The organism is Stenotrophomonas sp. SI-NJAU-1 (assembly GCF_020883215.1).
In the GTDB taxonomy this organism is placed as follows: Bacteria; Pseudomonadota; Gammaproteobacteria; order Xanthomonadales; family Xanthomonadaceae; genus Stenotrophomonas; species Stenotrophomonas indicatrix.
On record NZ_CP086598.1, the window covers coordinates 561,965 to 585,607 of the forward strand.

Genomic DNA, 23,643 nt, shown 5'->3' on the forward strand with positions numbered 1-23,643 from the left:
AAACCTACGCACGAGGGGTCTCATTGGATGAGACCGCCCCTTAACCCTTCAGGATTCCGCCGGGCATGGCCCGGCGCTACCACCACGCGCCCGGTAGCGCCGGGCCATGCCCGGCGGGCGCGCCGTCAGAACCCGTGGGTAATGCTCGGCGCGCCCGCCGAGAAGTCCGCATACGGATCATGCTCGCCGCTGCCTCCTTCGGACAGGCGGAACTTCAGCGCCAGGCCATCGCGCGAGTCGGCCGCGCGCAGGGCTTCTTCCTGATCGATGGTGCCGTTCTTGGCCAACCGGAACAGGCACTGGTCGAAGCTCTCCATGCCTTCTTCCAGCGAAGCCTCCATCGCCGCCTTGATCTCGTGCACCTGGCCGCGACGCAGCAGGTCGCGGATCATCGGCGTGTTGATCAGTACTTCGGTGGCCGGCAGGCGGCGCCCCTCCTTGTTCTTCACCAGGCGCTGGCTGATCACCGCACGCAGGTTCAGCGCCAGGTTCATCAGCACGTTCTTGTGCGCGCTTTCCGGGAAGAAGTTGAGGATGCGCTCGATGGTCTGGTCGGCGTTGTTGGAGTGCAGGGTGGCCAGGCACAGGTGCCCGGTTTCGGCGAAGGCGATGGCCGCCTCCATCGTTTCTGCATCCAGGATCTCGCCGATCAGGATCACGTCCGGCGCTTCGCGCATCGCGTTCTTCAGCGCATTGTGGAAGGCATGGGTATCGAGCCCGACCTCGCGCTGGTTGACGATGGACATCTTGTGCTTGTGCAGGTACTCGATCGGGTCCTCGATGGTGAGGATGTGACCGGTGGTGGTGCTGTTGCGATGGTCGATCATCGACGCCAGCGAGGTGGACTTGCCCGAGCCGGTGGACCCCACCACCAGCACCAGCCCACGCGGGGTCATGATGACGTCCTTCAGCACCTGCGGCAGGTTGAGCTCTTCGATGCTCGGAATCCGGCTGCGGATGGCGCGGATGACCATGCCCACTTCACCGCGCTGCTTGAACACGTTGACGCGGAAACGCCCGGCATCGGCCAGGGCGATGGCCATGTTGAGTTCCAGCTCGCGCTCGAACTGCGGCACCTGGCCCTCGTCCATCAGCGAGTAGGCGATCTTCTTCACCATTCCCGGCGGCAGGCCGGTATTGCCGAGCGGATACAGCTTGCCCTCGATCTTGATGTACACCGGCGCGCCGGTGGTCAAGAACATGTCCGAAGCGTTCTTTTCGGTCATCAGCTTCAGGAAGTAGCCGATATCCATTGCGAATTTTCCCCAACGAAACTGCCGGCGCCCGTTGCAAGCACGGTACCGGCTTGACGACAATGGCCGCGAACCGACAACCGGTACGGCCTCCCCAATGAAACAACTTAGCTTCGCACGAATGCGCCACAGCCTGTATGTGATGGCGTTTGCATTCGCACTCTCTGCTCCCGCCTGGGCGCAGGATGGCGCGTTGGAACTGGCCCAGGCCCGGCAGGCAGTGGACAAGGCCACCCAGGCCGACGCCGACCAGTACGCCCCGGACCTGATCGGGCTGGCCCGCCAAGGGCTGGAGCAGGCCCAGCGTGCCGCCGGCGACCGTCGTGAGCGCAAGAACGCACCGGCTCTGGCCCTGCGTGCCACCGCCGATGCCGATCTGGCCCGTGCCCGCAGCGAGGAAGCCACGGCGACCGCGCAGCTTCAGCTGCGCCGCAACGAGGTGAACCAGCTGCAGCGCCAGTTGTCGACCGGGGAGGACCGCCGATGAAGACGATTTCCGCGCTGACCCTGGCTACCCTGCTGGCCCTGCCGACGCTGGCCCTGGCCGCTGACAACCCGATGGTGGGCCAGCTGAGCCAGCGCCTGATGGCGATCCAGGCCAATCCGGACACCGCCGAACTGGGCGCCTTCGAGCGCATGCAGGCGCAGCAGGCCATCGCCACCCTGGAGAAGGCCAAGCGCCGTGACCAGGAGCTGGCCACCTACCTGGCCGAGCGCCGGGTCGAGATCGCCGAGACCGCCGTGCGGGCTGCGCTGGCCGCGCGTGAGGTCGACCGCCTGGAGCGCACCCGCAGCGACCTGCTGATCGAGGCCAGCCGCCGCGATGCCGCCCGTGCCCGGCAGGAAGCCGAACAACTGCGCATGCAGGCGCAGATGCAGGCAGAAGAGGCCGAACGCCTGCGCCAAGCGGCCGAGGCCGAGACCCTGGCCCGCCAGGATGCCGAGAACGCCCTGACCAGCGTGGCCGGCAAGCAGCAGCAGCGTCTCAGCTCGGCCCAGCAGAACGCGGCCAAGCTGGCCCGTGAGGAAGCCGAGCTGGTGTCCGGGCAGAAACTGCCGGGCTCGAAGTTCGATGGCCGCGGCGAGGTCTTTACCTTTGCCGGTGACGCGTTCGCCGCCGGGGCCTCGAGCCTGTCCGCTGGCGCCCGCAACCAGGCCAAGGCCCTGGCCGAGTACGTAAATATCGGCAAGAAGGGCAGGATCCGCATCGAAGCCTATGACAGTGCCAATGGCGTCGGCCAGAAGCGCGCCGAGGCACTGCGTGACGCGCTGGTGTCGGCCGGTGTCGCCAGCAGCCGGATCCAGGTCGCTGGGAAGAAGGCCGCCTCCACCCGGGCCCGCTCGGCCGAGGTCGTCATCGCCCCGTAATTGATTGATATTGTTTGTTTTTCGTTGTGTTGAGTATTCAGCCTGAACCCCGCCTCGGCGGGGTTCGGTCTTTTTGCCGCAGGGGCTTGAACCCTGTCCAGAGCAAGCGTAGGGTCAATTGTCCGGGACGCAATCACGCGGACCGGACGATGGGAGGGCCGGGCCGATGCAAGCAGGGCGCGAACCGCAGCAGATCGACGTGCGCAGGCCAGTGCCGCACGTCCTTGTGGGCACCCATGTGGGCATTGACCGGCACTCCTCCATGAACAACGCCCCGTGCCTTGCGGCCGGGGCGTTCGTGTATCTGTCGAAGGAGGTCCATCATGTTTGAAGATCAGCCCCAGAGCGAGATCGACGCCCGTCGCGCGCGCGATCCGGAGTTCCGGGCACTCCATGACCAGCACCGCAAGTTGAACAAGAAGTGCATGGACGCGGAGTTGGGTGTACTCCCTATCGATGATGTCACCCTGGGTCGAATGAAGCGCGAGAAGCTGCTGGCCAAGCAACGCCTTCTGCGAATGTACGAAACACCGCTCGCAGCGTCGTCCCCCACGCATTGACGCACTCCGGTCGTGCCCGGAATGGCATGACCCGGCCATCGATGGCCCCGCCAGGCTTTCCTGACCTGGCAACGCGACGCCGCTGAACGCAGGCGTCGCGCCTGGGCACCACACGCGGTGGTGCCTAGGCCCTGCAGGCACGTCCCCCGATGCGGGCGGTACCGGTCTCCTCGTCGATCCGGGGCCGTCCGCATCCCCTTGGGCCGCCAGCCTGGCTGGCGGGCGCCGACCGTTGGTCGGCACGCGCCCCGCCGGGCATGGCCCGGCGCCACAGAAACGGCTCCTGACTTTCGTCGCCATCCGTCGGATAATCATCGGTCCGGCCCTGTGTGGCGCGAACCGAAGTCCCCCGAATGCCCATCCATTCTTCCGTCCTCGAACTCATCGGCCAGACCCCGATCGTCAAGGCCCAGCGCCTGGATGCTGGCGTCTGCGAGCTCTACCTGAAGCTCGAAAGCGCCAACCCGGGCGGATCGATCAAGGATCGCATCGGCCTGTCGATGATCGAAGCGGCAGAGAAGCGCGGCGACCTGAAGCCCGGCGCTACCCTGGTGGAAGGCACCGCCGGCAATACCGGCCTGGGCCTGGCGCTGGTGGCCCAGCAGAAGGGCTACAAGCTGATCCTGGTGGTCCCGGACAAGATGAGCCGGGAGAAGATCTTCAACCTGAAGGCGATGGGTGCCGAAGTGCGCCTGACCCGCTCGGACGTGGCCAAGGGCCACCCCGAGTACTACCAGGACCTGGCCAGGACCATTGCCGAGCAGACCCCGGGCGCCTACTTCGTCAACCAGTTCGGCAACCCGGACAACCCGGCCGCGCATGAATTCGGCACCGGCCCGGAGATTCTCGAGCAGATGGATGGCGATCTGGATGCCATCGTGTTCGGCTGCGGCAGCTCCGGCACCATGACCGGCCTGTCACGCGCCTTCGCCACGCTGTCGCCGAAGACCGAGCTGGTGCTGGCCGACCCGGTCGGCTCCATCCTGGCCGAGTACATCAACGACGGCGTGCTCAACGACAAGTCGGGCAGCTGGCTGGTGGAAGGCATCGGCGAGGATTTCCTGCCCTCGATCTCCGATTTCAGCCGTGTGAAGAAGGCCTACGCCATCACCGACGCGGAGAGCTTCCATACCGCGCGTGACCTGCTGGGCAAGGAAGGCATCCTCGGTGGCTCCTCGACCGGCACCCTGCTGGCGGCAGCGCTGAAGTACTGCAGGGAGCAGACCACGCCGAAGAAGGTGCTGGTGCTGGTCTGCGACACCGGCAACAAGTACCTGTCGAAGATGTACAACGACTACTGGATGCTGGACAACGGCTTCCTTGAACGCCCGCAGCACGGTGATCTGCGCGACCTGATCCTGCGCCCGTACGGCCAGCGCGACACTGTCGTGATCGGTCCGAACGACCTGCTGACCACCGCCTACCAGCGCATGAAGCTGTACGACGTGTCGCAGCTGCCGGTGATGGACGGCGAGCAGCTGGTGGGCATCGTCGATGAAAGCGACGTGCTGCTGCATGTCTATGGTGATGAAGCGCGCTTCCGCGACCCGGTGGCCACCGCCATGGTCAGCAAGCTGGACCGGCTGGATGTGAAATCGCCGATCGAGGCGCTGCTGCCGGTGTTCGACCGCGGCCAGGTGGCCATCGTGATGGATGGAAATGCCTTCCTGGGCCTGATCACCCGCATCGACCTGCTGAACTACCTGCGCCGCCGCGTGCAGTAACCGGCCGATCGCTGCAGATCACCGCTGAATCCCGGTTTATCCGCGTCAAAGCTCGTTAAGGCCGCGCTGATAGACTCCCGCTCCTTCGACGGCGCCGGTCATCGGCGCCATTCAGGAAACGACATGTCCAACGCTTCTTCCCCGGACCGCGCGCTGGCGCTGGCCACCCTGGCCATCCATGGCGGCCAGTCGCCCGACCCGAGCACCGGCGCGGTGATGCCGCCGATCTACGCCACCTCGACCTATGCGCAGTCCAGCCCGGGCGAGCACCAGGGCTTCGAGTACTCGCGTACGCACAACCCGACCCGCTTCGCCTATGAGCGCTGCGTGGCCTCGCTGGAAGGCGGCACCCGTGGCTTCGCCTTCGCCTCCGGCATGGCCGCCAGTTCCACCGTGATCGAGCTGCTGGATGCCGGCAGCCACGTGGTGGCGATGGACGACATCTATGGCGGCAGCTTCCGCCTGTTCGAGCGCGTGCGCCGCCGCACAGCCGCTCTGGATTTCAGCTTCGTCGACCTGACCGACCTGGCGGCCTTCGAAGCGGCGATCACCGCGAAGACGAAGATGGTCTGGATCGAGACCCCGACCAACCCGATGCTGAAGATCGTGGACATCGCCGCGGTCGCTGCCGTCGCCAAGCGCCACGGCCTGATCGTGGTGGTCGACAACACCTTCGCCTCGCCGATGCTGCAGCGTCCGCTCGAGCTGGGCGCCGACCTGGTGCTGCACTCGGCCACCAAGTACCTCAATGGCCATTCGGACATGGTCGGTGGCATGGTCGTGGTCGGCGACAACGCCGACCTGGCCGAGCAGATGGCCTTCCTGCAGAACTCGGTGGGCGGCGTGCAGGGCCCGTTCGACAGCTTCCTGGCGCTGCGAGGCCTGAAGACCCTGCCGCTGCGCATGAAGGCGCACTGCGCCAACGCAATGGCGCTTGCACAGTGGCTGGAAAAGCACCCGGCGGTGGAAAAGGTGATCTACCCGGGCCTGGCCTCGCACCCGCAGCATGAGCTGGCGGGCAGGCAGATGGCTGGCTACGGCGGCATCGTCTCGATCGTGCTGAAGGGTGGTTTCGAGGCGGCCAAGCGCTTCTGCGAGAACACCGAGCTGTTCACCCTGGCCGAGTCGCTGGGCGGGGTGGAAAGCCTGGTGAACCATCCGGCGGTGATGACCCATGCGTCGATCCCGGTGGCCCGTCGCGAGCAGCTGGGCATCAGCGATGCGCTGGTACGGTTGAGCGTGGGGGTTGAGGATCTTGGGGATCTGCAGGTGGATCTGGAACGGGCGCTGACGCAGCAGGTTGCCTGATGGGGATTCTCTCGGTATTCGGCAAGCATCGCTCGCTGACCTTCGAGCTGAGCCAGCGCGAAGTCCTGGGCCGCTACCGCGGCGCCAGCTTCGGCCTGCTGTGGTCGCTGATCAGCCCCTTCCTGATGTTGCTGGTCTACACCCTGGCCTTCGGCTTCGTCATGAAGGGGCGGTGGCCAGGTTCCAGCGGTTCTACCACCGACTTCGCGCTGATCCTGTTCGCCGGCTTGACCGTGCACGGCTTCTTCGCCGAGTGCTTCACCCGCGCACCGCAGCTGATCGTTGCCAATACCGGCTATGTAAAGCGGGTGGTGTTTCCGCTGGACATCCTGGTCTGGAGCATGACCTTCTCGGCGCTGTTCCATCTGTTGATGAACATGGTGGTACTACTGCTGCTGCAGCTGTTCATCAAGGGCAGCATTCCGGCCACGGCCATCCTGCTGCCGGTGGTGGTCATCCCGCTGGTGATCCTGACGGCGGGCGTCGGCTGGATCGTGTCGTCGCTGGGTGTCTATCTGCGCGACATCGGCCAGATCGCCGGTGTGATGGCCGCCGCCATGCTGTTCCTGTCATCGGCCATCGTGCCGGTTGAATCCGTCCCTGAAAGCTACCGGATCGTGTTCGAACTGAACCCGCTGACCTTCATCATCGACCAGGTGCGCGAGGTGGTGATCTGGGGCCGGATGCCCAACTGGGCAGGGCTTGGCATCTACACGCTCATCGCCTGCACGGTCGCCTTGCTGGGCCATCGCATGTTCAACAAGCTGCGCGTGGGTTTTGCCGATGTCCTCTGATCGCATCGACAATGACGTCGTCATCGACGTACAGGGCGTGGGCAAGTCGTACCACATGTACGAGCGTCCCTCGCATCGGCTTCTGCAGGCGCTGGCAGGCAAGCGCAGGTCCTTCTACAAGGATTTCTGGGCACTGCGTGGCGTCAGTTTCTCGATACGCCGCGGACAGACCGTGGGCATTGTCGGCCGCAACGGCTCGGGCAAGTCCACCCTGCTGCAGATGATCGCCGGTACCCTCAACCCCACCGAGGGCCACATCACGGTCAAGGGGCGGGTGGCGGCGCTGCTGGAACTGGGCAGTGGCTTCAATCCGGAGTTCACGGGGCGCGAGAACGTCTACCTCAACGCGACGATCCTGGGCCTGACCCGGCCCCAGATCGAAGCACGCATGGAGAGCATCCTGGCCTTCGCCGACATCGGTGAGTTCATCGACCAACCGGTGCGCAGCTATTCCAGTGGCATGTCGGTGCGCTTGGCGTTCGCAGTGATCGCCCACGTCGATGCCGACATCCTGATCATCGACGAGGCGCTTGCCGTAGGTGATGCCTTCTTCTCGCAGAAGTGCATGCGTTTCCTGCGCGAGTTCCAGAAGAACGGCACGCTGCTGTTCGTCAGTCACGATGCGGCGGCGGTGACCAACCTCTGCGAGAGTGCGGTATGGCTCCAGAATGGCCAGATGCGCCTGTCCGGTACGTCGCAGGAGGTGATCGAGGCGTACATGACCGAGCAGCACGTGGTCGGCCGTCGCGAAGCCGGTGTCGAGGACGTGAAGGTGGAAAGGAAGTCGCGCAGGCTGGCGTCCGATGCTCCCGACTTCCGTCACGATGCCCTGCGCGAAGCGGGCGTCAGCAACCGGATCGCTCTGTTCGAATTCGACCCGGAGAACGTGGGCCAGGAGTTCGGTGCGCAGGGTGCGCGCATTGTCGATGTGGCACTGACCGATCAGGACGGCTTGCCGCTGGGCATGGCCGAGGGTGGCGAGCTGGTCCGCCTGCGCGTCCGGGTTGAGCTCATGCAGTCGCTGGACAGCCTGATCGTCGGCTTCTATGTGAAGGATCGACTGGGCCAGAGGTTGTTTGGCGACAACAGCTACTTCGCCTGCAAGGACGCACCGGTGGGCGGGCGGGCCGGCGAGTCTGTCGTGGCTTCGTTCCTGTTCCGCATGCCGGTGATGCCGTCCGGCTCTTACATGATCGATGCAGCGGTGGCCTCCGGCGACCAGCACGACCACACCCAGCAGCACTGGATCCATGACGCGCTGGAATTCCGCGCGATCGACGAGACCATGCGTTTTGGCCTGGTGGGGCTGCCCATGCTTGCCATCGAAGTCACCAAGGAATCCTGATGATCGAGTTCACCGGCGAACGTTTCGTCCCCACCGAACACGGTGTCATCCGCCAGGAACATCTGCATCGATATGCGTGGTGCCTGCCCCTGGTGGAAGGCAAGGACGTGCTCGATGTGGCCAGTGGCGAAGGCTACGGCAGCGCGATGCTCGCCGGGCGCGCGCGTTCTGTCCGCGGTGTCGACATCTCGCAGGATGCCGTCGCGCATGCGGGAGAGCGCTATGCCGGCGTAGCGAACCTGCAGTACCTGCAGGGTTCTGCCGCAGCGATTCCGCTTCCCGACGACAGCGTCGATGTGGTCGTGTCCTTCGAGACCATCGAACACCTGTACGAGCAGGAAGAGATGATGTCCGAAATCCGTCGCGTACTGCGGCCGGATGGCGTGATGATCATGTCCTCGCCGAACAAGGAGGTCTACTCTGATCGTGCGGGCTACCACAACGAATACCACGTCAAGGAACTCTACCTGGAGGAGTTCCGCGCCCTTGTGGGGCGGTATTTCCCGGCGATGCACCTGTGCGGTCACCGCATGTCGGTCTGTTCCACCATCACCGGGCTGGATGCCGGACCGGCGCAGCCTGTCTACCAGGCGCTGACCGATACCGGCGAGGGTGTCCAGGAGCGCGCGGCAGTCATTCCCGATGCCGTCTATTTCGTGGTGGTGGCCGCGGCGGACGCATCGCTGCTGCCGCAGCTGCCAGCGTCGGTGCTGTATACCGAGGCGGAGGATCTGTACGCCCATCACCACGAAGTCGCGCGCTGGGCCCAGGCGCAGGACGCCGAGATCGGTTCGCTGCGGGGCCATGTGGTGCGCGAGCAGGGCGTGGTGGCAGAGCTGCATCGACAGCTTGAGCAGGCTGGGTTGGCCGCCGCCGAACGGCTGCAGCAGCAACAGCTGCTGCAGCAGCAGATGCTGCAGAAACTGGAGCAGGAGCAGCGCGCGGCGGTTGCGCGTCTGCAGCAGCAACTGGAGCAGGAGAAGGCGCGGGCCCAGCGCCTTGAGTCGGCGATGGCCGAGGTCTGGGAGGTCCGCAGCCAGCTGCAGGCGCAGATGACCGCTGTGTCCGGCTTGACCAGCGCGGCACGCGCCGAGCTGCGGCAGCGCCATGAACAGATCGACCAGCTTCTCCACCAGTCAGGCGTCAACCTGGCGGGTCGGCAACAGGCGGAGGAGGGCGATGGCAGCGACGTGTCGGCCCTGCTGTCATCCTATCGCGAGGAACTGCAGTCGTTGCAGGATCTGACCGGCTCGCTGATCAGTTCGCGTTCCTGGCGCATCACCAAGCCCCTGCGTTTCGCCGGGCGCGTGCTGCGCGGCGAGTGGCGCGTGGTGCTGCAGTCGCTGCGTGCATCGGGGCTGGCGCGGCATCCACTGCTCAAGCCGATGGTGCCGATCGCAAAGCGGATGCTGCTGAAGCAGGACGAATCCACGCCGGCGCCGCTGGACGGGCTGTTGCTGGAGGACGTCAGGAGCGACCCGCAGGCCATCCTGCAGAGCGTACGCTTCGCCGAGGTGGACGATCCGGTGGTCAGCATCGTCATCCCGACCTACGGCAATTTCGAGCAGAGTCTGGCCTGCGTGGCATCCATTGCCCGCGCCGGCGCACGTGTACCGTTCGAGGTGCTGGTGCTGGAGGATGCCTCCGGTGACACGCAGATCGGCGGTCTGGCGGCGATCCCGGGACTGCGCTATCACGCCAATCCGAAGAATCTGGGCTTCCTGCGTTCCTGCAACCAGGCATTGACCCTGGCCAAGGGCCGCTACGTGTATCTCCTCAACAACGACACCGAGGTCCGGCCAGGCTGGCTCGATGCCCTTGTCGAGGTGTTCCAGTCGCATCCGGATGCCGGCCTGGTCGGTTCCAAGCTCGTTTACCCCGATGGCCGGCTGCAGGAAGCGGGCGGCATCGTGTGGGCCGATGGCAGTGCCTGGAACTTCGGGCGGCTCGATGATCCCTCACGCCCGGCCTACAGCTATCTCAAGGAAGCCGACTACGTGTCCGGTGCGTCGATCATGCTGCCGCTGGACCTGTTCCGCGAACTTGGCGGATTCGATGAGCATTTCGCGCCGGCATACTATGAGGACACGGACATCGCATTCCGGGTACGTGCACGCGGCCTGAAGGTCTACATGCAGCCGGAGTCGGTGGTCGTGCACTACGAAGGTGTTTCCAGCGGCACCGACGAGAGCAGCGGGGTAAAGGCGTGGCAGGCAGTCAACCGGGACAAGTTCCTCGAACGCTGGGGCCCGACGCTGCAGGAAGCACAGTTCCCCAATGCCGAGAACGTCTTCCTGGCGCGTGACCGTTCGCGCAGCAAGCGCCACGTGCTGGTGGTCGATCATTACATTCCCCAGCCTGACCGTGATGCAGGATCGCGTGCGACCTGCCAGGTGCTGCAGACGCTGGTGCAGGAAGGATGCCAGGTCACGTTCTGGCCGGCCAACGCCTACTATGATGCCGAGTACGCACTGCCGCTGCAGCAATCGGGCATCGAGGTGATGCATGGAGCCGCGTGCGTGGGCGCGTCCGGCTTCGACGCCTGGATGGAGGCCAACGGCCGCTACCTGGATGTGGCGATCCTCAACCGTCCCCACATTTCCATCGAGCTGGTGGCCAGCGTCCGCAGGCACAGCAAGGCAACGCTGGTGTACTACGGCCACGACATCCATCACCTGCGCATGCAGCAGCAGCTGCAGGTGAAGCCCGACGATGAGTTGGAGCGGGAAACCGAGCGTTACCGCCAGTTCGAGCATGCGCTCTGGCAGCAGGCCGACGTCGTGCTCTATCCGTCGGATGATGAGACGCGCCACGTGCAGCAATGGTTGGCCGAACAGGCACCCGCTGCGACCAGCCGCGCTGCGACCATCCCGCTGTACGCATTCGAACAATCGGAGGTGGTGCCATCGCCGCAGAGCCGCCAGGGCATCCTGCTGGTGGCGGGCTTTGCGCATGCGCCCAACGTCGATGCCGCACTGTGGTTCGTCAACGAGGTGCTGCCGCTGGTACAGCGCGAGGTTCCCGACGTGCGGGTGAGCCTGGTGGGGTCCAACCCCCGTCCGGAAGTGCAGGCCCTGGCATCCGAGCGGATCGAGGTGACCGGCTATGTCAGCGACGCGCGCCTGGAAACCTTCTATGCGCACGCACGGGTTGCGGTCGCGCCCTTGCGTTTCGGCGGTGGCGTGAAAGGCAAGGTGCTCGAAGCGCTGCGCCACGGTGTTCCCTGCGTAACCACGTCGGTGGGCATGCAGGGGCTGAGCGGCGCCAGCGCCTTCATGCCCGTGGCGGACGAACCATTGGCGATGGCTGCGCACATTGTCTCGCTGCTGCGCGATGACGCACTCTGGCAGCGTGTCTCGACGGCGGAGCGGGCATTCATCGACCAGGAATATTCGCGTGAGGCGCTGTGGCGGGTGTTGTCATCATCGATGCAGCGCGATGAGCGGGCCGCATGAGGCAGCCGATGAGAGGGGGCGCAGCACAACGCCCGAATACCGGTGCAGGCACCGCCGTTGCACAGGGACGTCCCTGGCGTAGCGTTGCCCTGGTGCTGGCCGTGGTGGCGGCGTTCGCGGCCATCCACCAGGTGATCCTCAACCGCGCGCACCCCGACGCGCTTTACATGGATTCATTGCGCCTGCTGTTCCAGCTCGACCAATGGCAGGCGGGCCATCTGTCCACCTTCGAGTTCTGGGGCGGATCTTCGCATCGCGGGTTCGTCAATCAGCTGTTCCTGTGGGCGAATGTCAGCCTTTTCGATCTGGACGTCCTGCTGGCCAACCGGTTGACCGGCGTGGTGATCTCGGCTGTCGCGGCGTGCCTGTGCATGGCCTGGATGGCCGACATGCGGCACCAGCCCGGCGCAAAGCGCCCTTGGCTGAACGTGGTGGTGACGGTGACCGTGGCGGCTCTGTGCTTCAGCTGGGCAGGCTACGAGTTGTTGACCCTCGATCTGGGCCTGCCGCTGTGGACGAAGAACCTGGCCTTCGTGGCGTTCTTCTGTGGCCATGCCCACCTGCTGTCCGCGCGTTCGCGCTGGCCGGCGGTATGGGTGGTGGCGCTGGTGCTTGCCGCGCCGCTGATCGTGCTGGTGTGCGGCATGGGCTGGAACTACGCCTTTGTCGGCGCCGTGATGATCGTGCAGGTGTTTTCGTTCCTGCCGCGCTGGCGGGCCGAGGGACGCTGGGCCGGCATCCTGCCGAGCGCGGCGGTCGGGTTGTCGATGGTCGTGTATCTGCTCAGCGGATCGGTCACCGATGCGTCCACCCGCAACGGCCTCAATGTCGGTGCTGACGTACCGGTGCTGCTGCTGTACGCAGTGGGCTCCACGATGGGGTATCCCGAGGCGGTGCTGCTGGGCGGAAAGCTGCCGCTGCAGACCATTGCGGTGCTCGGGGGCATCCTGCTGCTGGTCGGCGTGGTCGCGGCTGTAGCCTGGCTGCGCCGTGGTGCCCCCGGGTCGCGGCTGCCACTGCTGCTGGCCCTCTATGGTGTTCTGATCGCCGCTTCGCTGACACTGGCGCGCGGTGCCGAGGGTCCAGCCGCCGTGATGGCGTCGCGCTACTACATGGACCTGGTGCTGGGGCTGATCGGCGTGATCTGGCTGGCGGCACGCGAGCTGCAGGCCGGGCCCCGCCGGGCACCGGGTTGGAGCGTGCTGGTGGGCGGCCTGTTGTCGGCGGTGCTGCTGACCCAGCTGCTCACCTACGTCCACGAGTGGAAAGCCAGTCCTTTCCGCGAAGACATCTTCGCGTCCATGAACAAGGCGTTGTTGCGGGCCGTACCCGACGAGGCCGCGGCAGGTCTGTTGCAGGCACAGCTGGACTATGCCCGCAAAGGCGCAAACGTCATGCGTGAGCGCCATCTGGCGCTGTACGCCGACAGCACTGCCAGCGATTGTTCCACGCGCGCGATCGAGTACACCCAGGGATGGCATGCGGCCGAAGGCGCCGTGCGCTGGAGTGGCGCGCACGCGTCGCTTGCGCTGCCGCCCTGTGGTTGCGCCTATTTCGCCGAGCTGTACGTGCCGCCCGGGCAATCCGAGCGCCAGGTGCGCATCAGCACCGCCGCAGGCAACGAGGATGTGCTGACCGTGCAGCCAGGCCAGGCGGCGCGCGCGCGTGTGGGCAATGAGCATGCCGAGCTGGCAGTCAGCCCGGTGAGCATTCCCAGCCGCGACCAGCCAGGCAGCAGCGACACCCGCGAACTGGGTGTACTGCTTACCGGCTTCTCGGTCAGCTGCGAGGTACCGTGAGCATGGCCATGAAGGATGACAGCGGCCCGCTGCCGCGCTCTGGCCCTCCCGGCCCACTGCAGCGCCTGATCAAGGACCAGCGCGTGCTGTTCCTGCTGGTCGGTGGTGCCAACACCGCCTTCAGCACGGCGCTGTTTGCCGGCCTGGTGCTGCTGCTGGGGCCCGGGGTGCCGTCGGTGGTCAGCCTGGGCATCGCCTGGGTGGTCTCGCTGGTGCTGGTGTTCTTCGTCTACCGGCGGCTGGTGTTCCGGGTCAGCGGCAATGGCTGGCGTGATTTCCTGCGCTTCACCAGCGTCAATGTCGGCAGCCTGCTGTTGAACATGGGGGCGCTGGCGCTGCTGGCCGATGTGCTGGGGCTGCCGGCCATTCCGACCCAGATCGCCATCACCGTACTGGTGGTGATCTTCAACTACGTCGGCCACAAGCATTTCTCGTTCCGGCGACGACCGGAACCACCTACCGCGGAGAAGAAGGAATGAATCCACGTGTCTCGGTCGTCGTGCCGGCCTACCGGAACGTTGAGTACCTTGCGCAGACGCTCGATTCGATCCTCGCGCAGGACTACGACGATTTCGAGCTGGTCGTGGCTGATCATTCCTCCAACGACGGTACTGACGAACTGCTGGCCCGTTATGCCGATCATCCCAAGGTCCGCGTACTCAGCCCGACACCCGCCGGCGGCGGTGCCAAGGCCAACTGGGACCGGGTCAGCATGGCAGCCCGCGGCGAACTGCTGAAGCTGGTCTGTGGCGATGACCTGATCGCACCCGATGCCCTCAGCCGCCAGGTCGCAGCGCTGGATGCACACCCCTCGGCCGTGCTGGTCGCCAGCAAGCGCGACCTTGTGGACGCGCAGGGCAAGGTGGTGATCGCCGGGCGGGGCCTGGGGCCGCTGAAGGGGCTGGTCAGCGGGCGCGATGCGGTACGGGCATCGGTGCTTGCCGGCACCAACCTGTTCGGCGAGCCGGGCTGCGTGATGTTCCGGCGCGAGCTGCTGGTGCAGGCGGGCGGCTGGGACAACTCCCACCCCTATCTCATCGACCAGGCCAGCTATTCGGCGATCATGTTGCAGGGCGACATGGTCGCGCTGCGCGAGAGCCTGGCCAGTTTCCGCATCAATGCAGGGCAGTGGAGCGTGAGGCTGATGAACGACCAGGCGCAGCAGGCCATCGATTTCCACAACGCGCTGGCTGCGGCCGATCCGCAGCTGCTGTCGCCGATGACCTTGCGCGTGGGCAACCTCAAGGCTCGCCTGATGGCGCAGGCGCGACGCCTGACCTACCTCTGGCTGGGGCGCCGGATGGGCGCGGCCTGAGGCCGCGTCCGCGGAGTTCAGGGACGATCGTCTTCGTCCCGGCCTGCCACGTTGGTGGTACGTCCGATGATGTACTGCGGGCGGTTGTTGATGTTCAGCAGCACGCGGCCGGTGTATTCGCCGATCACGCCGAGCGCCAGCAACTGCAGGCCGCCCATGAACAGGATGGTGATGATCAGTGACGGCCAGCCGACCGCCATCTGCGGGCTGTGCAGTTTCTGCCAGAGCACCACCACGGCCAGCAGGAACGCCACGCACGAAGCCAATACCCCCGCCAGCGAGACAAAGCGCAGCGGTACGATGGAGAAGCTGGTGGCCATCTGCAGCCACAGCGAAATCGACTTGCTCAGGCTGTAGCCGGAGCGGCCATCGCTGCGTGCGTGGTGCTGGCCGGTGATGGTCGCGATGCGCTTGGGGCTGGTGCTCTGCACCAGCAGTCCGTCCAGATAGACGAAGGGGCCCTGGTAGCGCCGGGCTTCTTCGCCCAGTTCACGCACGAAACCGCGGAAGGGCGACAGATACAGACCTTCGGGCTTCTTCAGAAGGCGTGCGGCGACCATGTCGTTGAAGCGGCTGCCGGCGCGCTTCCACAGTGCATGCTTGCGGCCTTCGAACTGCACGTAGCACAGGTCGGCGCCATCGCGCAGGGTCTGCAGGATGCGCGGCACGTCGGCCGGGTCGTGCTGCAGATCATCGTCCATCGTGACGATATAGCGGCCCCGCGCGAAGCCCAGACCAGCCATGATCGCATTGTGCTGGCCGGCGTTGCGGCGCAGGTCCACGCCCACCAGCCATGGCCGCGTGCGGGCCTCGCTGCGGATGACCTCCCAGGCATTGTCCGGGCCGGAATCGTGCACCAGCACGACCTCGAAGCCATCGGCACCCAGCGCCGGCACCAGGACTTCCTCCAGGCGGCGGACGAGGCTGGGCAGGATCGAGGCACTGCCATAGACGGGAATGACGATGGAGAGTTCAGGTTTCATGGCGGGGGCCATAGTATTTCTGGATCACGCGGAGTGGGTAGTCTGGCCCAAAATCCACTCCGATGTCGCGAGCGACCTGCTCTGACAGGGTGCTGTCGATCGCCATGGCCTCGCCACGGTCCATCAGCACCCGATGCGCGCGCTGACCGAGCACCTGTTCGAACAGGTCGACGATACGGGGCATCGGCAGTGACCACGGCGAAGCGATTGCCACCACCGATGGCGCTGCACCGCCATCGAGAATGCGGGTGGCGATGGCGGCGACGTCATCGATGTCGATCAGGTTGCGTTGCGCGCCCGCCCACAGCGTCAACTGCCGCTCCTGCAGGATGCAGTCGCGCAGGAAGTTGGTGAGGGTATTGGGGTTGCGTGTACGCCCTACCACCTGCGGCAGGCGCAGCACGGTGCCGCGGCCAGAGCCGATCACCAGGGCTTCCATGGCCCGCTTGTGCTGGAAATAGGCCGAGTGCTCTTTGGCGTTGACCACGTTGCAACTGCCGAAATAGACCAGCCGCTGCTGGCCTTCGGCCAGGTGCCCGGTCAGCATGGCGCGCTCGCGTGCGAACGCCTCCGGGTCGGTCTCGTTCGAGTTGGAGACGCCTGAAGCGAAAATGATGGTCGAATCGTCCTCGGCATAGCGCTGCGCGAACGCACGGGCCACCAGTCCGGAACCGACAATCATCGGGTCGGGGCCGAAGGACAGTGGGGCAGGAAGATCGTGTACATGTCTATGGCGCGTCCATGAGGTTCAGGCCCACGGGGCCAGTGACAGGAAAGCATACGCCAGCTGGCGCACGGGCTGAGGCGATGGCGGTCGGAGCGGCCACGCCGCTCCGACCCCATCGCCACACTTCAGGCCAGGGCCGCTTCCAGCTCCGGCAGGATCGTGAACAGATCCCCGACCAGGCCGATATCGGCGATCTCGAAGATCGGCGAGTCCGGATCCTTGTTGATCGCCACGATCGTGCCGGCATCCTTGATGCCGGTCAGGTGCTGGATGGCACCACTGATACCCACGGCCACATACAGCTCCGGCGAAATGATCTTGCCGGTCTGGCCAACCTGCAGGTCGCTGGGCACGTAGCCGGCATCGACCGCAGCGCGCGAAGCGCCGACGGCGGCGCCGAGCTTGTCGGCCAGCTGGAAGATGACCTTGAAGTTCTCTTCCGATCCGACACCGCGCCCACCGGAGACCACGCGCTTGGCGCTCTGCAGGTCCGGGCGGTCGCTGGCACCGGCGGCCAGGCCGATGAAGCGGGTGTGGGCCGGCAGGGGAGCATCGACACTGGCCGCTTCAACGGTGGCACTGCCACCCTGGGCAGCTTCCGGCCACGACGCGGCGCGCACGGTGGCGACCACGATCTGGTCGGCGGGCGCCTCGACGGTGATGATCGCGTTGCCGGCGTAGATCGGGCGCTTGAAGGTGTGGCTGCCTTCGACGGTCATCAGGTCGGAGACCTGGTTGACGCCGAGCAGGGCGGCCACGCACGGCATCAGGTCCTTGCCGAAGGTGGTCGACGGGCCGAACACGTGCGTGTAGCCCTTGGCCAGCTGCGCGATCTGCGGGGCCAGTACCTGGGCCAGCGCGTGGGCATTGGCGGCGTTGGCCACGGTCAGGACCTTGGCGACGCCGGCGATCCTGGCCGCTTCAGCCGCAACAGCGGTCGGGTCGGCGGCCAGCACCAGCACGTCGATGCTGGCGCCGGAAATGGCTGCGGCAGCGCTGACGGTCTTGGCGGTAGCGGCGTTGAGCTTGCCGTCGTGGTGCTCGGCGATGACGAGAATCCTGCTCATTACAGCAACCCCTTCTGCTTGAGTGCGGCAACCAGTTCAGCCGCGTCCTTGACCATCACACCCTTGCTGCGCTTGGACGGCGCGGCGTACTGGGTGGTCTTGAAGGTATCGGCGGCTTCAACGCCGAGGTCGGCCAGCTGCAGCGTTTCCAGCGGCTTGGCCTTGGCCTTCATGATGTCGGGCAGTTTGATGAAGCGCGGCTCGTTCAGGCGCAGGTCGGTGGTGACCACGGCCGGCAGGTCCACTTCCAGCGTTTCCAGGCCGGCGTCGACTTCACGGGTCACCGTGGCCTTGCCATCGGCAATCTCGAGCTTGCTGGCAAACGTCGCCTGCGGGCGTCCCCAGAGCGTAGCCAGCATCTGACCGGTCTGGTTGGCGTCATCGTCGATGGCCTGCTTGCCCAGGATGACCAGGTCCGGCTGTTCCTTCTCGACCAGCTTGAGCAGGGTACGGGCGGCGGTCAGCGGCTGGATGGCCTGGTCGGTAACGACGTGGATGGCGCGATTGGCACCCATGGCCAGGCCGTTGCGCAGGTGCGCCTGGGCGTCGGCCGGGGCGATGGTGGCAACCACGACCTCGCTGGCGATGCCCTTGTCGCGCAGGCGCAACGCTTCTTCCAGGGCGATTTCATCGAAGGGGTTGGGCGACAGCTTGACGCCGTCGGTGACCACGCCGGAACCGTCCGGCTTGACCTGAATGCGGACGTTGTAGTCCACCACGCGCTTGTACGCGACGAGGATTTTCATCTTGTACGGGGTCCTTGTAGTGCCAGCCGATGGCCGGCTCACATTTGCTGGGGGAACATCCGGTCCTGCAACAGCAACCGGTTCGGGGGTGGGATCCCGATTCTAGCTGGCTTGGGGTGACCATGCGAATGCGTATGGTTTTGCTGCGGCGCCACAAAAAGCGTCGCCGTGCGGCATCCCGTTCACGTCGCGCAGGCAGTCGTGAAGGCCAACGGCATGTATCCTGTGCCGCTGTGCCGGAGCGCCTGAGGGTGCTCCTTGGATGAATTTCGATCAGGAGAACAGGTAGTGCCCACATGGCTTGTCACCGGCGGCGCCGGATTCATTGGCGGTAACTTCGTTCTCGAGGCCGTCGCACGCGGCGTCAAGGTCATCAACCTCGATGTGCTGACCTACGCCGGCAACCTGAAGACCCTGTCCAGCCTGGACGGCAATCCCAACCACGTGTTCGTCCAGGGTGACATCGGCGACCAGGCCCTGGTCGCCCGCCTGCTGGCCGAGCACCAGCCGGACGCGGTGCTGAATTTCGCTGCCGAGAGCCACGTCGACCGCTCCATTGACGGCCCGGGTGCGTTCATCCAGACCAATGTGGTCGGTACCCTCGGCCTGCTCGAAGCGGTCCGTGACTACTGGAAGGCGCTGCCGGCCGAACAGGGTGCGGCCTTCCGCTTCCTGCATGTCTCCACCGACGAGGTCTACGGGACCCTGGGTGAGACCGGCAAGTTCAGCGAAACCACCCCGTATGCGCCCAATTCGCCGTATTCGGCGTCCAAGGCTGCGTCGGACCACCTGGTGCGTGCGTTCCACCACACCTACGGGCTGCCGGTGCTGACCACCAACTGCTCCAACAACTACGGTCCGTATCACTTCCCGGAGAAGTTGATCCCGCTGGTGATCGCCAAGGCACTGGCCGGTGAGCCGCTGCCGGTGTACGGCGATGGCAAGCAGGTGCGTGACTGGCTGTTCGTGTCTGACCACTGCGAAGCGATCCGCACCGTACTGGCCAAGGGCCAGGTGGGCGAGACCTACAACGTAGGCGGCAATTCGGAAAAGCAGAACATTGAAGTGGTGCAGGCAATCTGCGCGCTGCTGGACCAGCGTCGCCCGCGTGCGGACGGCCAGCCGCGCAGCAGCCAGATCACCTATGTCACCGACCGCCCCGGCCATGACCGCCGCTATGCGATCGATGCCTCCAAGCTGAAGAACGATCTGGGCTGGGAACCGGCCTACACCTTCGAGCAGGGCATCACCTTCACCGTCGACTGGTACCTGGACAACCAGGAGTGGGTCAACGGTGTGCTCGACGGCAGCTACCGCCTGCAGCGCATCGGCACCGCGGCCTGAACAAAGGACACGACATGACCCAACGCAAGGGCATCATTCTCGCCGGCGGTTCCGGCACCCGGCTGTATCCGATCACCAAGGGCGTCAGCAAGCAGCTGCTGCCGGTGTACGACAAGCCGATGATCTACTACCCGCTCAGCGTACTGATGCTGGCGGGCATCCGCGAAGTGCTGATCATCAACACCCCGCACGAGCAGGCGTTGTTCCAGCAGTTGCTGGGCGATGGTTCTCAGTGGGGCATGGACATCCAGTACGCCGTGCAGCCCAGCCCGGACGGGCTGGCCCAGGCCTACCTGATCGGTCGCGATTTCGTGGCCGGCAAGCCTAGCTGCCTGGTGCTGGGCGACAACATCTTCCATGGCCACGGTCTGCGTGAAGTGCTCAGGCGCGCCGACGAGCGCGTGGATGGTTCGACCGTGTTCGGTTATTGGGTCAATGATCCGGAGCGCTATGGCGTTGCCGAGTTCGACAAGAGCGGCAAGGTGATCGGCCTGGTCGAGAAGCCGGAGAATCCGCGTTCGAACTATGCGGTCACCGGCCTGTATTTCTACGACGGCAAGGCCAGCGATTACGCGGCCGAGCTCACGCCGTCGCCGCGTGGCGAGCTGGAGATCACCGATCTCAACAAGCGCTACCTGCAGGAGGGCAATCTGCACCTGGAAGCGCTGGGTCGCGGTTATGCATGGCTCGACACCGGCACCCACCAGTCGCTGCTGGAAGCGTCCAACTTCATCGAGACGATCCAGACCCGCCAGGGCCTGCAGGTCTGCTGCCCGGAAGAAATCGCTTTCGGCCAAGGCTGGATCAACGCCGAGCAGCTGGAGGCGCTGGCGGCACCGCTGATCAAGAATGGCTACGGCCAGTACCTGCATACGCTCGCCCTGCGTGGAGTTGTTCCGTGAAAGTGATCGAAACCAAGTTGCCCGGCTGCGTGGTGATCGAGCCGGCGGTATTCGGCGACGCCCGCGGATACTTCTTCGAAACCTGGAACGCCGAGCGCTTCGCCGCGCTGGGCCTGCCCGACCGCTTCGTGCAGAGCAACGTTTCCACGTCCGCCAAAGGCGTTCTGCGTGGCCTGCACTACCAGTGGCCGCGTCCACAGGGCAAGCTGGTCAGCGTGCTGGAAGGCGAGGTCTATGACGTGGCCGTCGACATCCGTCGCGGCTCGCCGACATTCGGCCAGTGGGAAGCGGTGGTGCTGAGCGCGGAGAACAAGAAGCAGTTCTGGATTCCGGAAGGCTTTGCGCACGGTTTCGCCGTGCTGTCCGAGCGCGCGGTGTTCAGCTATCTGTGCACCGAGGTGTACCTCAAGGACTTCGATGCCGGCGTGCGCTGGAACGATGCCGACATTGCCGTGGACTGGCCGGTCAGTGCACCGACGCTGTCGGCCAAGGACGAGAACGCGCCCTTCCTGAAGGACATTGCTGAAGACCGCCTGCCGGTCTACGTGCCATGACCGTTCTGGTCTTCGGCGGCAACGGCCAGGTCGGCCAGGAACTGCTGCGCGCGCTGGCACCGCTGGGCAAGGTGGTCGCGACCACACGCAGCGGTGTCCTGCCCGATGGCAGCGCCTGCGAAACCGCCGATTTCGGCCAGCCGGACAGCTTGCCGGCGCTGCTGGACCGGCTGCAGCCGTCGCTGGTAGTGAACGCTGCGGCCTACACCGCCGTGGATCGCGCCGAGCAGGACGTGGAGGCCGCGTTCGCGGCCAACGCGCAGGCTCCGGGCGTGATCGCGCGCTGGTGTGCGGCCCATGGCGTGCCCTTCGTGCATTACTCCACCGACTACGTATTCGATGGCCAGGGCACGGCCCCGTACCGCGAGGATGAACCGACCGCGCCGCTGGGGGTTTATGGCACCAGCAAGCGTGATGGCGAAGACGCCGTGCGCGCTGCGGGCGGCCGTCATCTGATCTTCCGCACGGCGTGGGTGTATGCCTCGCACGGCGCAAACTTCCTGCGCACGATGCTGCGGGTGGGCGCGGAGCGCGATCAGCTGCGTGTGGTGGCCGACCAGATCGGCACGCCGACGCCGGCGGCATTGATCGCGGATGTCACCGTGCAGGCGCTGCAGCATCCGGGCGCGCTGTCGGGAACCTGGCATCTGACGGCGTCGGGCCAGACCAGCTGGCATGGGTTTGCCGAAGCGATTTTCGCTGAAGCGCTGGCGACGGGCGTGCTGGCCAAGGTGCCGTCGGTTGAAGCCATCCCCAGTTCCGAATACCCGACCCCGGCCAAGCGCCCGGCATGGTCGGTGCTCGACAACCGCAGGCTGCAGCAGGATTTTGGCATCGCGCTGCCAACGTGGCAGGACGGCCTGAAGCGGGTCATGGCTGAAATGGCCCGCTGACGCGGTAGCGCCGGGCCATGCCCGGCGGATGCACATTACCGCTGCGCTCGCCGGCCATGGGCCGGCGCTACCCGGAATGCAGCGGGTTCCGGGTCAACTGCGCCCGTAGGTATCCTCGAAACGCACGATGTCGTCTTCGCCGAGGTAACTGCCGGACTGCACTTCGATCAGTTCCAGCGGCAGCTTGCCGGGGTTGCGCAGGCGATGGGTCACGCCCAGCGGGATGTAGGTGCTCTGGTTTTCGCTCAGCAGGATCACCTCGTCGCCACGGGTGACTTCGGCGGTGCCGCTGACCACGATCCAGTGCTCGGCACGGTGATGATGCATCTGCAGGCTCAGTGTACCGCCCGGCTTTACCGTGATCCGCTTGACCTGGAAACGCTCGCCGTTGTCGATTGAATCGTAGGCGCCCCACGGGCGGTAGACCTTGCGGTGCCAGGTCGCTTCGCTGCGGCCGCCGGCCTTCAACTGCGCTACTACGGTCTTGACCTCCTGCATGCGGTCGGCGTTGCCGACCAGCACCGCGTCGTCGGTCTCGACCACGATCACATCATCCAGCCCGACCATCGCCACCAGGCGTTGGCTGTAGGCGTAGGTGTTGCGGCAGTCGATGGCGATCACATCACCCTGGTGCGCATTGCCATCGCCGTCCTGTTGCGATACATCGCGCAGTGCGGTCCAGGAGCCGACATCGTTCCAGCCGGCATCCAACGGCACCACCACTGCATCGGCGGTCTTTTCCATCACGGCGTAATCGATCGAATCGGACGGCACGGCAGTGAACGCGTCCTTGTCCAATCGGGTGAAATCGGCATCGCGGCGTGCGCTCTGCCAGGCCTGACGGCAGGCTGACAGCATCCCCGGCTGCAGGCGCTCCAGCTCCTGCAGATAACGTGAGGCCTTGAACAGGAACATGCCGCTGTTCCAGTAGTACTGGCCACTGACCACGTAGCCGGTGGCGGTGTCCAGGTCGGGCTTCTCGACGAAGCGCTCGACCGCGCGTACGCCCTGGCCGTCGGCTGCCTTGATGTAGCCATAGCCGGTTTCCGGGCCGGTCGGCACGATGCCGAAGGTGACCAGCTTGCCGGCTTCGGCGGCGCTGGTGGCTGCCTCGACCGCCGTGCGGAACGCAGCCTCATTGGTGATCACGTGATCGGAGGGCAGCACCAGCAGCAGCGCGTCGGCACCCTCGCCGGTGGCTTCCAGCGCGGCCACGGCAATGGCCGGGGCGGTGTTGCGGCCGACCGGCTCGAGGATGATCGCGGCCGGCTCGGCGCCGACCTGCTGCAGCTGTTCGGCCGCGACAAAACGGTGTTCTTCGTTGGCGATGACCAGCGGGCCGCGGCTGGCGATCGGGGCCACGCGTTGCCAGGTGGCCTGCAGCATGGTCAGTTCACCGGCCAAGGGCAGGAACTGCTTGGGATAGGCCTCGCGCGAGAGGGGCCACAGGCGGGTGCCGGAACCACCGGACAGGATGACGGGCTGGATGTTGCTCATGGCCTTCCT

Annotated in this window: 21 protein-coding genes; 15 read left to right on the top strand and 6 right to left on the bottom strand. The window is 65.6% G+C overall.

Going from position 1 to position 23,643, the window contains the following annotated elements; translation table 11 throughout:
* Window positions 1-125 precede the first annotated feature (125 nt).
* A complete protein-coding gene (locus tag LMF57_RS02520; protein ID WP_025878450.1) occupies window positions 126-1,253 on the bottom strand; it encodes a PilT/PilU family type 4a pilus ATPase in 1,128 nt (375 codons plus the stop codon).
* Window positions 1,254-1,374: 121 nt separating this feature from the next.
* Here LMF57_RS02520 and LMF57_RS02525 point away from each other — a divergent pair, with 121 nt between their 5' ends.
* From LMF57_RS02525 to LMF57_RS02575, 11 genes are all read left to right on the top strand, one after another.
* On the top strand, window positions 1,375-1,740 hold the full coding sequence (locus tag LMF57_RS02525; protein WP_117309458.1) for a DUF4398 domain-containing protein: 366 nt from the start codon (window positions 1,375-1,377) through the stop codon (window positions 1,738-1,740).
* Entirely contained in the window at window positions 1,737-2,621 is an 885-nt protein-coding gene (locus tag LMF57_RS02530; protein ID WP_049465104.1) for an OmpA family protein, read from the top strand. Before LMF57_RS02525 ends, LMF57_RS02530 begins: the two co-directional genes overlap by 4 nt.
* A 323-nt stretch (window positions 2,622-2,944) precedes the next feature.
* Window positions 2,945-3,181, top strand: coding sequence for a YdcH family protein (locus tag LMF57_RS02535; RefSeq protein ID WP_093818802.1), 237 nt, complete (start codon window positions 2,945-2,947; stop codon window positions 3,179-3,181).
* A gap of 353 nt (window positions 3,182-3,534) precedes the next feature.
* Window positions 3,535-4,905 (top strand): pyridoxal-phosphate dependent enzyme, encoded by a 1,371-nt coding sequence (locus tag LMF57_RS02540; RefSeq protein ID WP_117309459.1) that lies wholly within the window; start codon window positions 3,535-3,537, stop codon window positions 4,903-4,905.
* Window positions 4,906-5,028: 123 nt separating this feature from the next.
* Window positions 5,029-6,213 carry a cystathionine gamma-synthase gene (locus LMF57_RS02545; RefSeq protein ID WP_117309460.1) on the top strand — a complete coding sequence of 395 codons (1,185 nt, stop codon included), beginning with the start codon at window positions 5,029-5,031 and terminating at the stop codon, window positions 6,211-6,213.
* Entirely contained in the window at window positions 6,213-7,007 is a 795-nt protein-coding gene (locus LMF57_RS02550; protein ID WP_117309461.1) for an ABC transporter permease, read from the top strand. The genes LMF57_RS02545 and LMF57_RS02550 overlap by 1 nt, the downstream gene beginning before the upstream one ends.
* Window positions 6,997-8,352, top strand: coding sequence for an ABC transporter ATP-binding protein (locus LMF57_RS02555; protein ID WP_117309462.1), 1,356 nt, complete (start codon window positions 6,997-6,999; stop codon window positions 8,350-8,352). The genes LMF57_RS02550 and LMF57_RS02555 overlap by 11 nt, the downstream gene beginning before the upstream one ends.
* A complete protein-coding gene (locus tag LMF57_RS02560; RefSeq protein ID WP_229290711.1) occupies window positions 8,352-11,807 on the top strand; it encodes a glycosyltransferase in 3,456 nt (1,151 codons plus the stop codon). Before LMF57_RS02555 ends, LMF57_RS02560 begins: the two co-directional genes overlap by 1 nt.
* Before the next feature lie 8 nt (window positions 11,808-11,815).
* Window positions 11,816-13,606, top strand: a complete 1,791-nt coding sequence (locus LMF57_RS02565; protein ID WP_229290712.1) for a hypothetical protein — start codon at window positions 11,816-11,818, stop codon at window positions 13,604-13,606.
* Window positions 13,607-13,608: 2 nt separating this feature from the next.
* The gene (locus tag LMF57_RS02570; protein ID WP_229290713.1) at window positions 13,609-14,085 is read left to right on the top strand and encodes a GtrA family protein; all 477 of its coding nucleotides are present in this window, start codon (window positions 13,609-13,611) and stop codon (window positions 14,083-14,085) included.
* Window positions 14,082-14,921, top strand: coding sequence for a glycosyltransferase family A protein (locus LMF57_RS02575; protein ID WP_117309466.1), 840 nt, complete (start codon window positions 14,082-14,084; stop codon window positions 14,919-14,921). Before LMF57_RS02570 ends, LMF57_RS02575 begins: the two co-directional genes overlap by 4 nt.
* Window positions 14,922-14,938: 17 nt before the next feature.
* Here the strand turns inward: LMF57_RS02575 and LMF57_RS02580 are convergent, their stop codons facing one another.
* The 4 genes from LMF57_RS02580 to LMF57_RS02595 all read right to left on the bottom strand — a co-directional run bounded on the left by LMF57_RS02580 (window position 14,939) and on the right by LMF57_RS02595 (window position 18,444).
* Window positions 14,939-15,904, bottom strand: a complete 966-nt coding sequence (locus LMF57_RS02580; RefSeq protein WP_229290714.1) for a glycosyltransferase family 2 protein — start codon at window positions 15,902-15,904, stop codon at window positions 14,939-14,941.
* Window positions 15,894-16,565, bottom strand: coding sequence for an NAD(P)-dependent oxidoreductase (locus LMF57_RS02585; protein ID WP_208081482.1), 672 nt, complete (start codon window positions 16,563-16,565; stop codon window positions 15,894-15,896). The genes LMF57_RS02580 and LMF57_RS02585 overlap by 11 nt, the downstream gene beginning before the upstream one ends.
* Window positions 16,566-16,756: 191 nt before the next feature.
* The gene (locus LMF57_RS02590) at window positions 16,757-17,698 is read right to left on the bottom strand and encodes an electron transfer flavoprotein subunit alpha/FixB family protein (RefSeq protein WP_117309469.1); all 942 of its coding nucleotides are present in this window, start codon (window positions 17,696-17,698) and stop codon (window positions 16,757-16,759) included.
* Window positions 17,698-18,444, bottom strand: coding sequence for an electron transfer flavoprotein subunit beta/FixA family protein (locus LMF57_RS02595; protein WP_093818820.1), 747 nt, complete (start codon window positions 18,442-18,444; stop codon window positions 17,698-17,700). The genes LMF57_RS02590 and LMF57_RS02595 overlap by 1 nt, the downstream gene beginning before the upstream one ends.
* Window positions 18,445-18,732: 288 nt before the next feature.
* On the opposite strand from LMF57_RS02595, the gene rfbB reads away from it, so the two are divergent.
* Genes rfbB through rfbD form a run of 4 tightly spaced genes read left to right on the top strand, consistent with a single transcriptional unit; the run spans window position 18,733 to window position 22,137 of the window.
* Window positions 18,733-19,788: a dTDP-glucose 4,6-dehydratase gene (gene rfbB / locus LMF57_RS02600; RefSeq protein ID WP_117309470.1), complete on the top strand. Its 1,056-nt coding sequence runs from the start codon at window positions 18,733-18,735 to the stop codon at window positions 19,786-19,788.
* 14 nt (window positions 19,789-19,802) lie between these two features.
* On the top strand, window positions 19,803-20,690 hold the full coding sequence (rfbA, locus tag LMF57_RS02605; RefSeq protein WP_117309471.1) for a glucose-1-phosphate thymidylyltransferase RfbA: 888 nt from the start codon (window positions 19,803-19,805) through the stop codon (window positions 20,688-20,690).
* On the top strand, window positions 20,687-21,244 hold the full coding sequence (gene rfbC / locus LMF57_RS02610) for a dTDP-4-dehydrorhamnose 3,5-epimerase (protein ID WP_061480210.1): 558 nt from the start codon (window positions 20,687-20,689) through the stop codon (window positions 21,242-21,244). Before rfbA ends, rfbC begins: the two co-directional genes overlap by 4 nt.
* The gene (gene rfbD / locus LMF57_RS02615; RefSeq protein ID WP_208081502.1) at window positions 21,241-22,137 is read left to right on the top strand and encodes a dTDP-4-dehydrorhamnose reductase; all 897 of its coding nucleotides are present in this window, start codon (window positions 21,241-21,243) and stop codon (window positions 22,135-22,137) included. Before rfbC ends, rfbD begins: the two co-directional genes overlap by 4 nt.
* 93 nt (window positions 22,138-22,230) lie before the next feature.
* Here rfbD and LMF57_RS02620 read toward each other — a convergent pair whose 3' ends face one another.
* On the bottom strand, window positions 22,231-23,634 hold the full coding sequence (locus LMF57_RS02620) for a mannose-1-phosphate guanylyltransferase/mannose-6-phosphate isomerase (RefSeq protein WP_229290715.1): 1,404 nt from the start codon (window positions 23,632-23,634) through the stop codon (window positions 22,231-22,233).
* Window positions 23,635-23,643 lie beyond the last annotated feature (9 nt).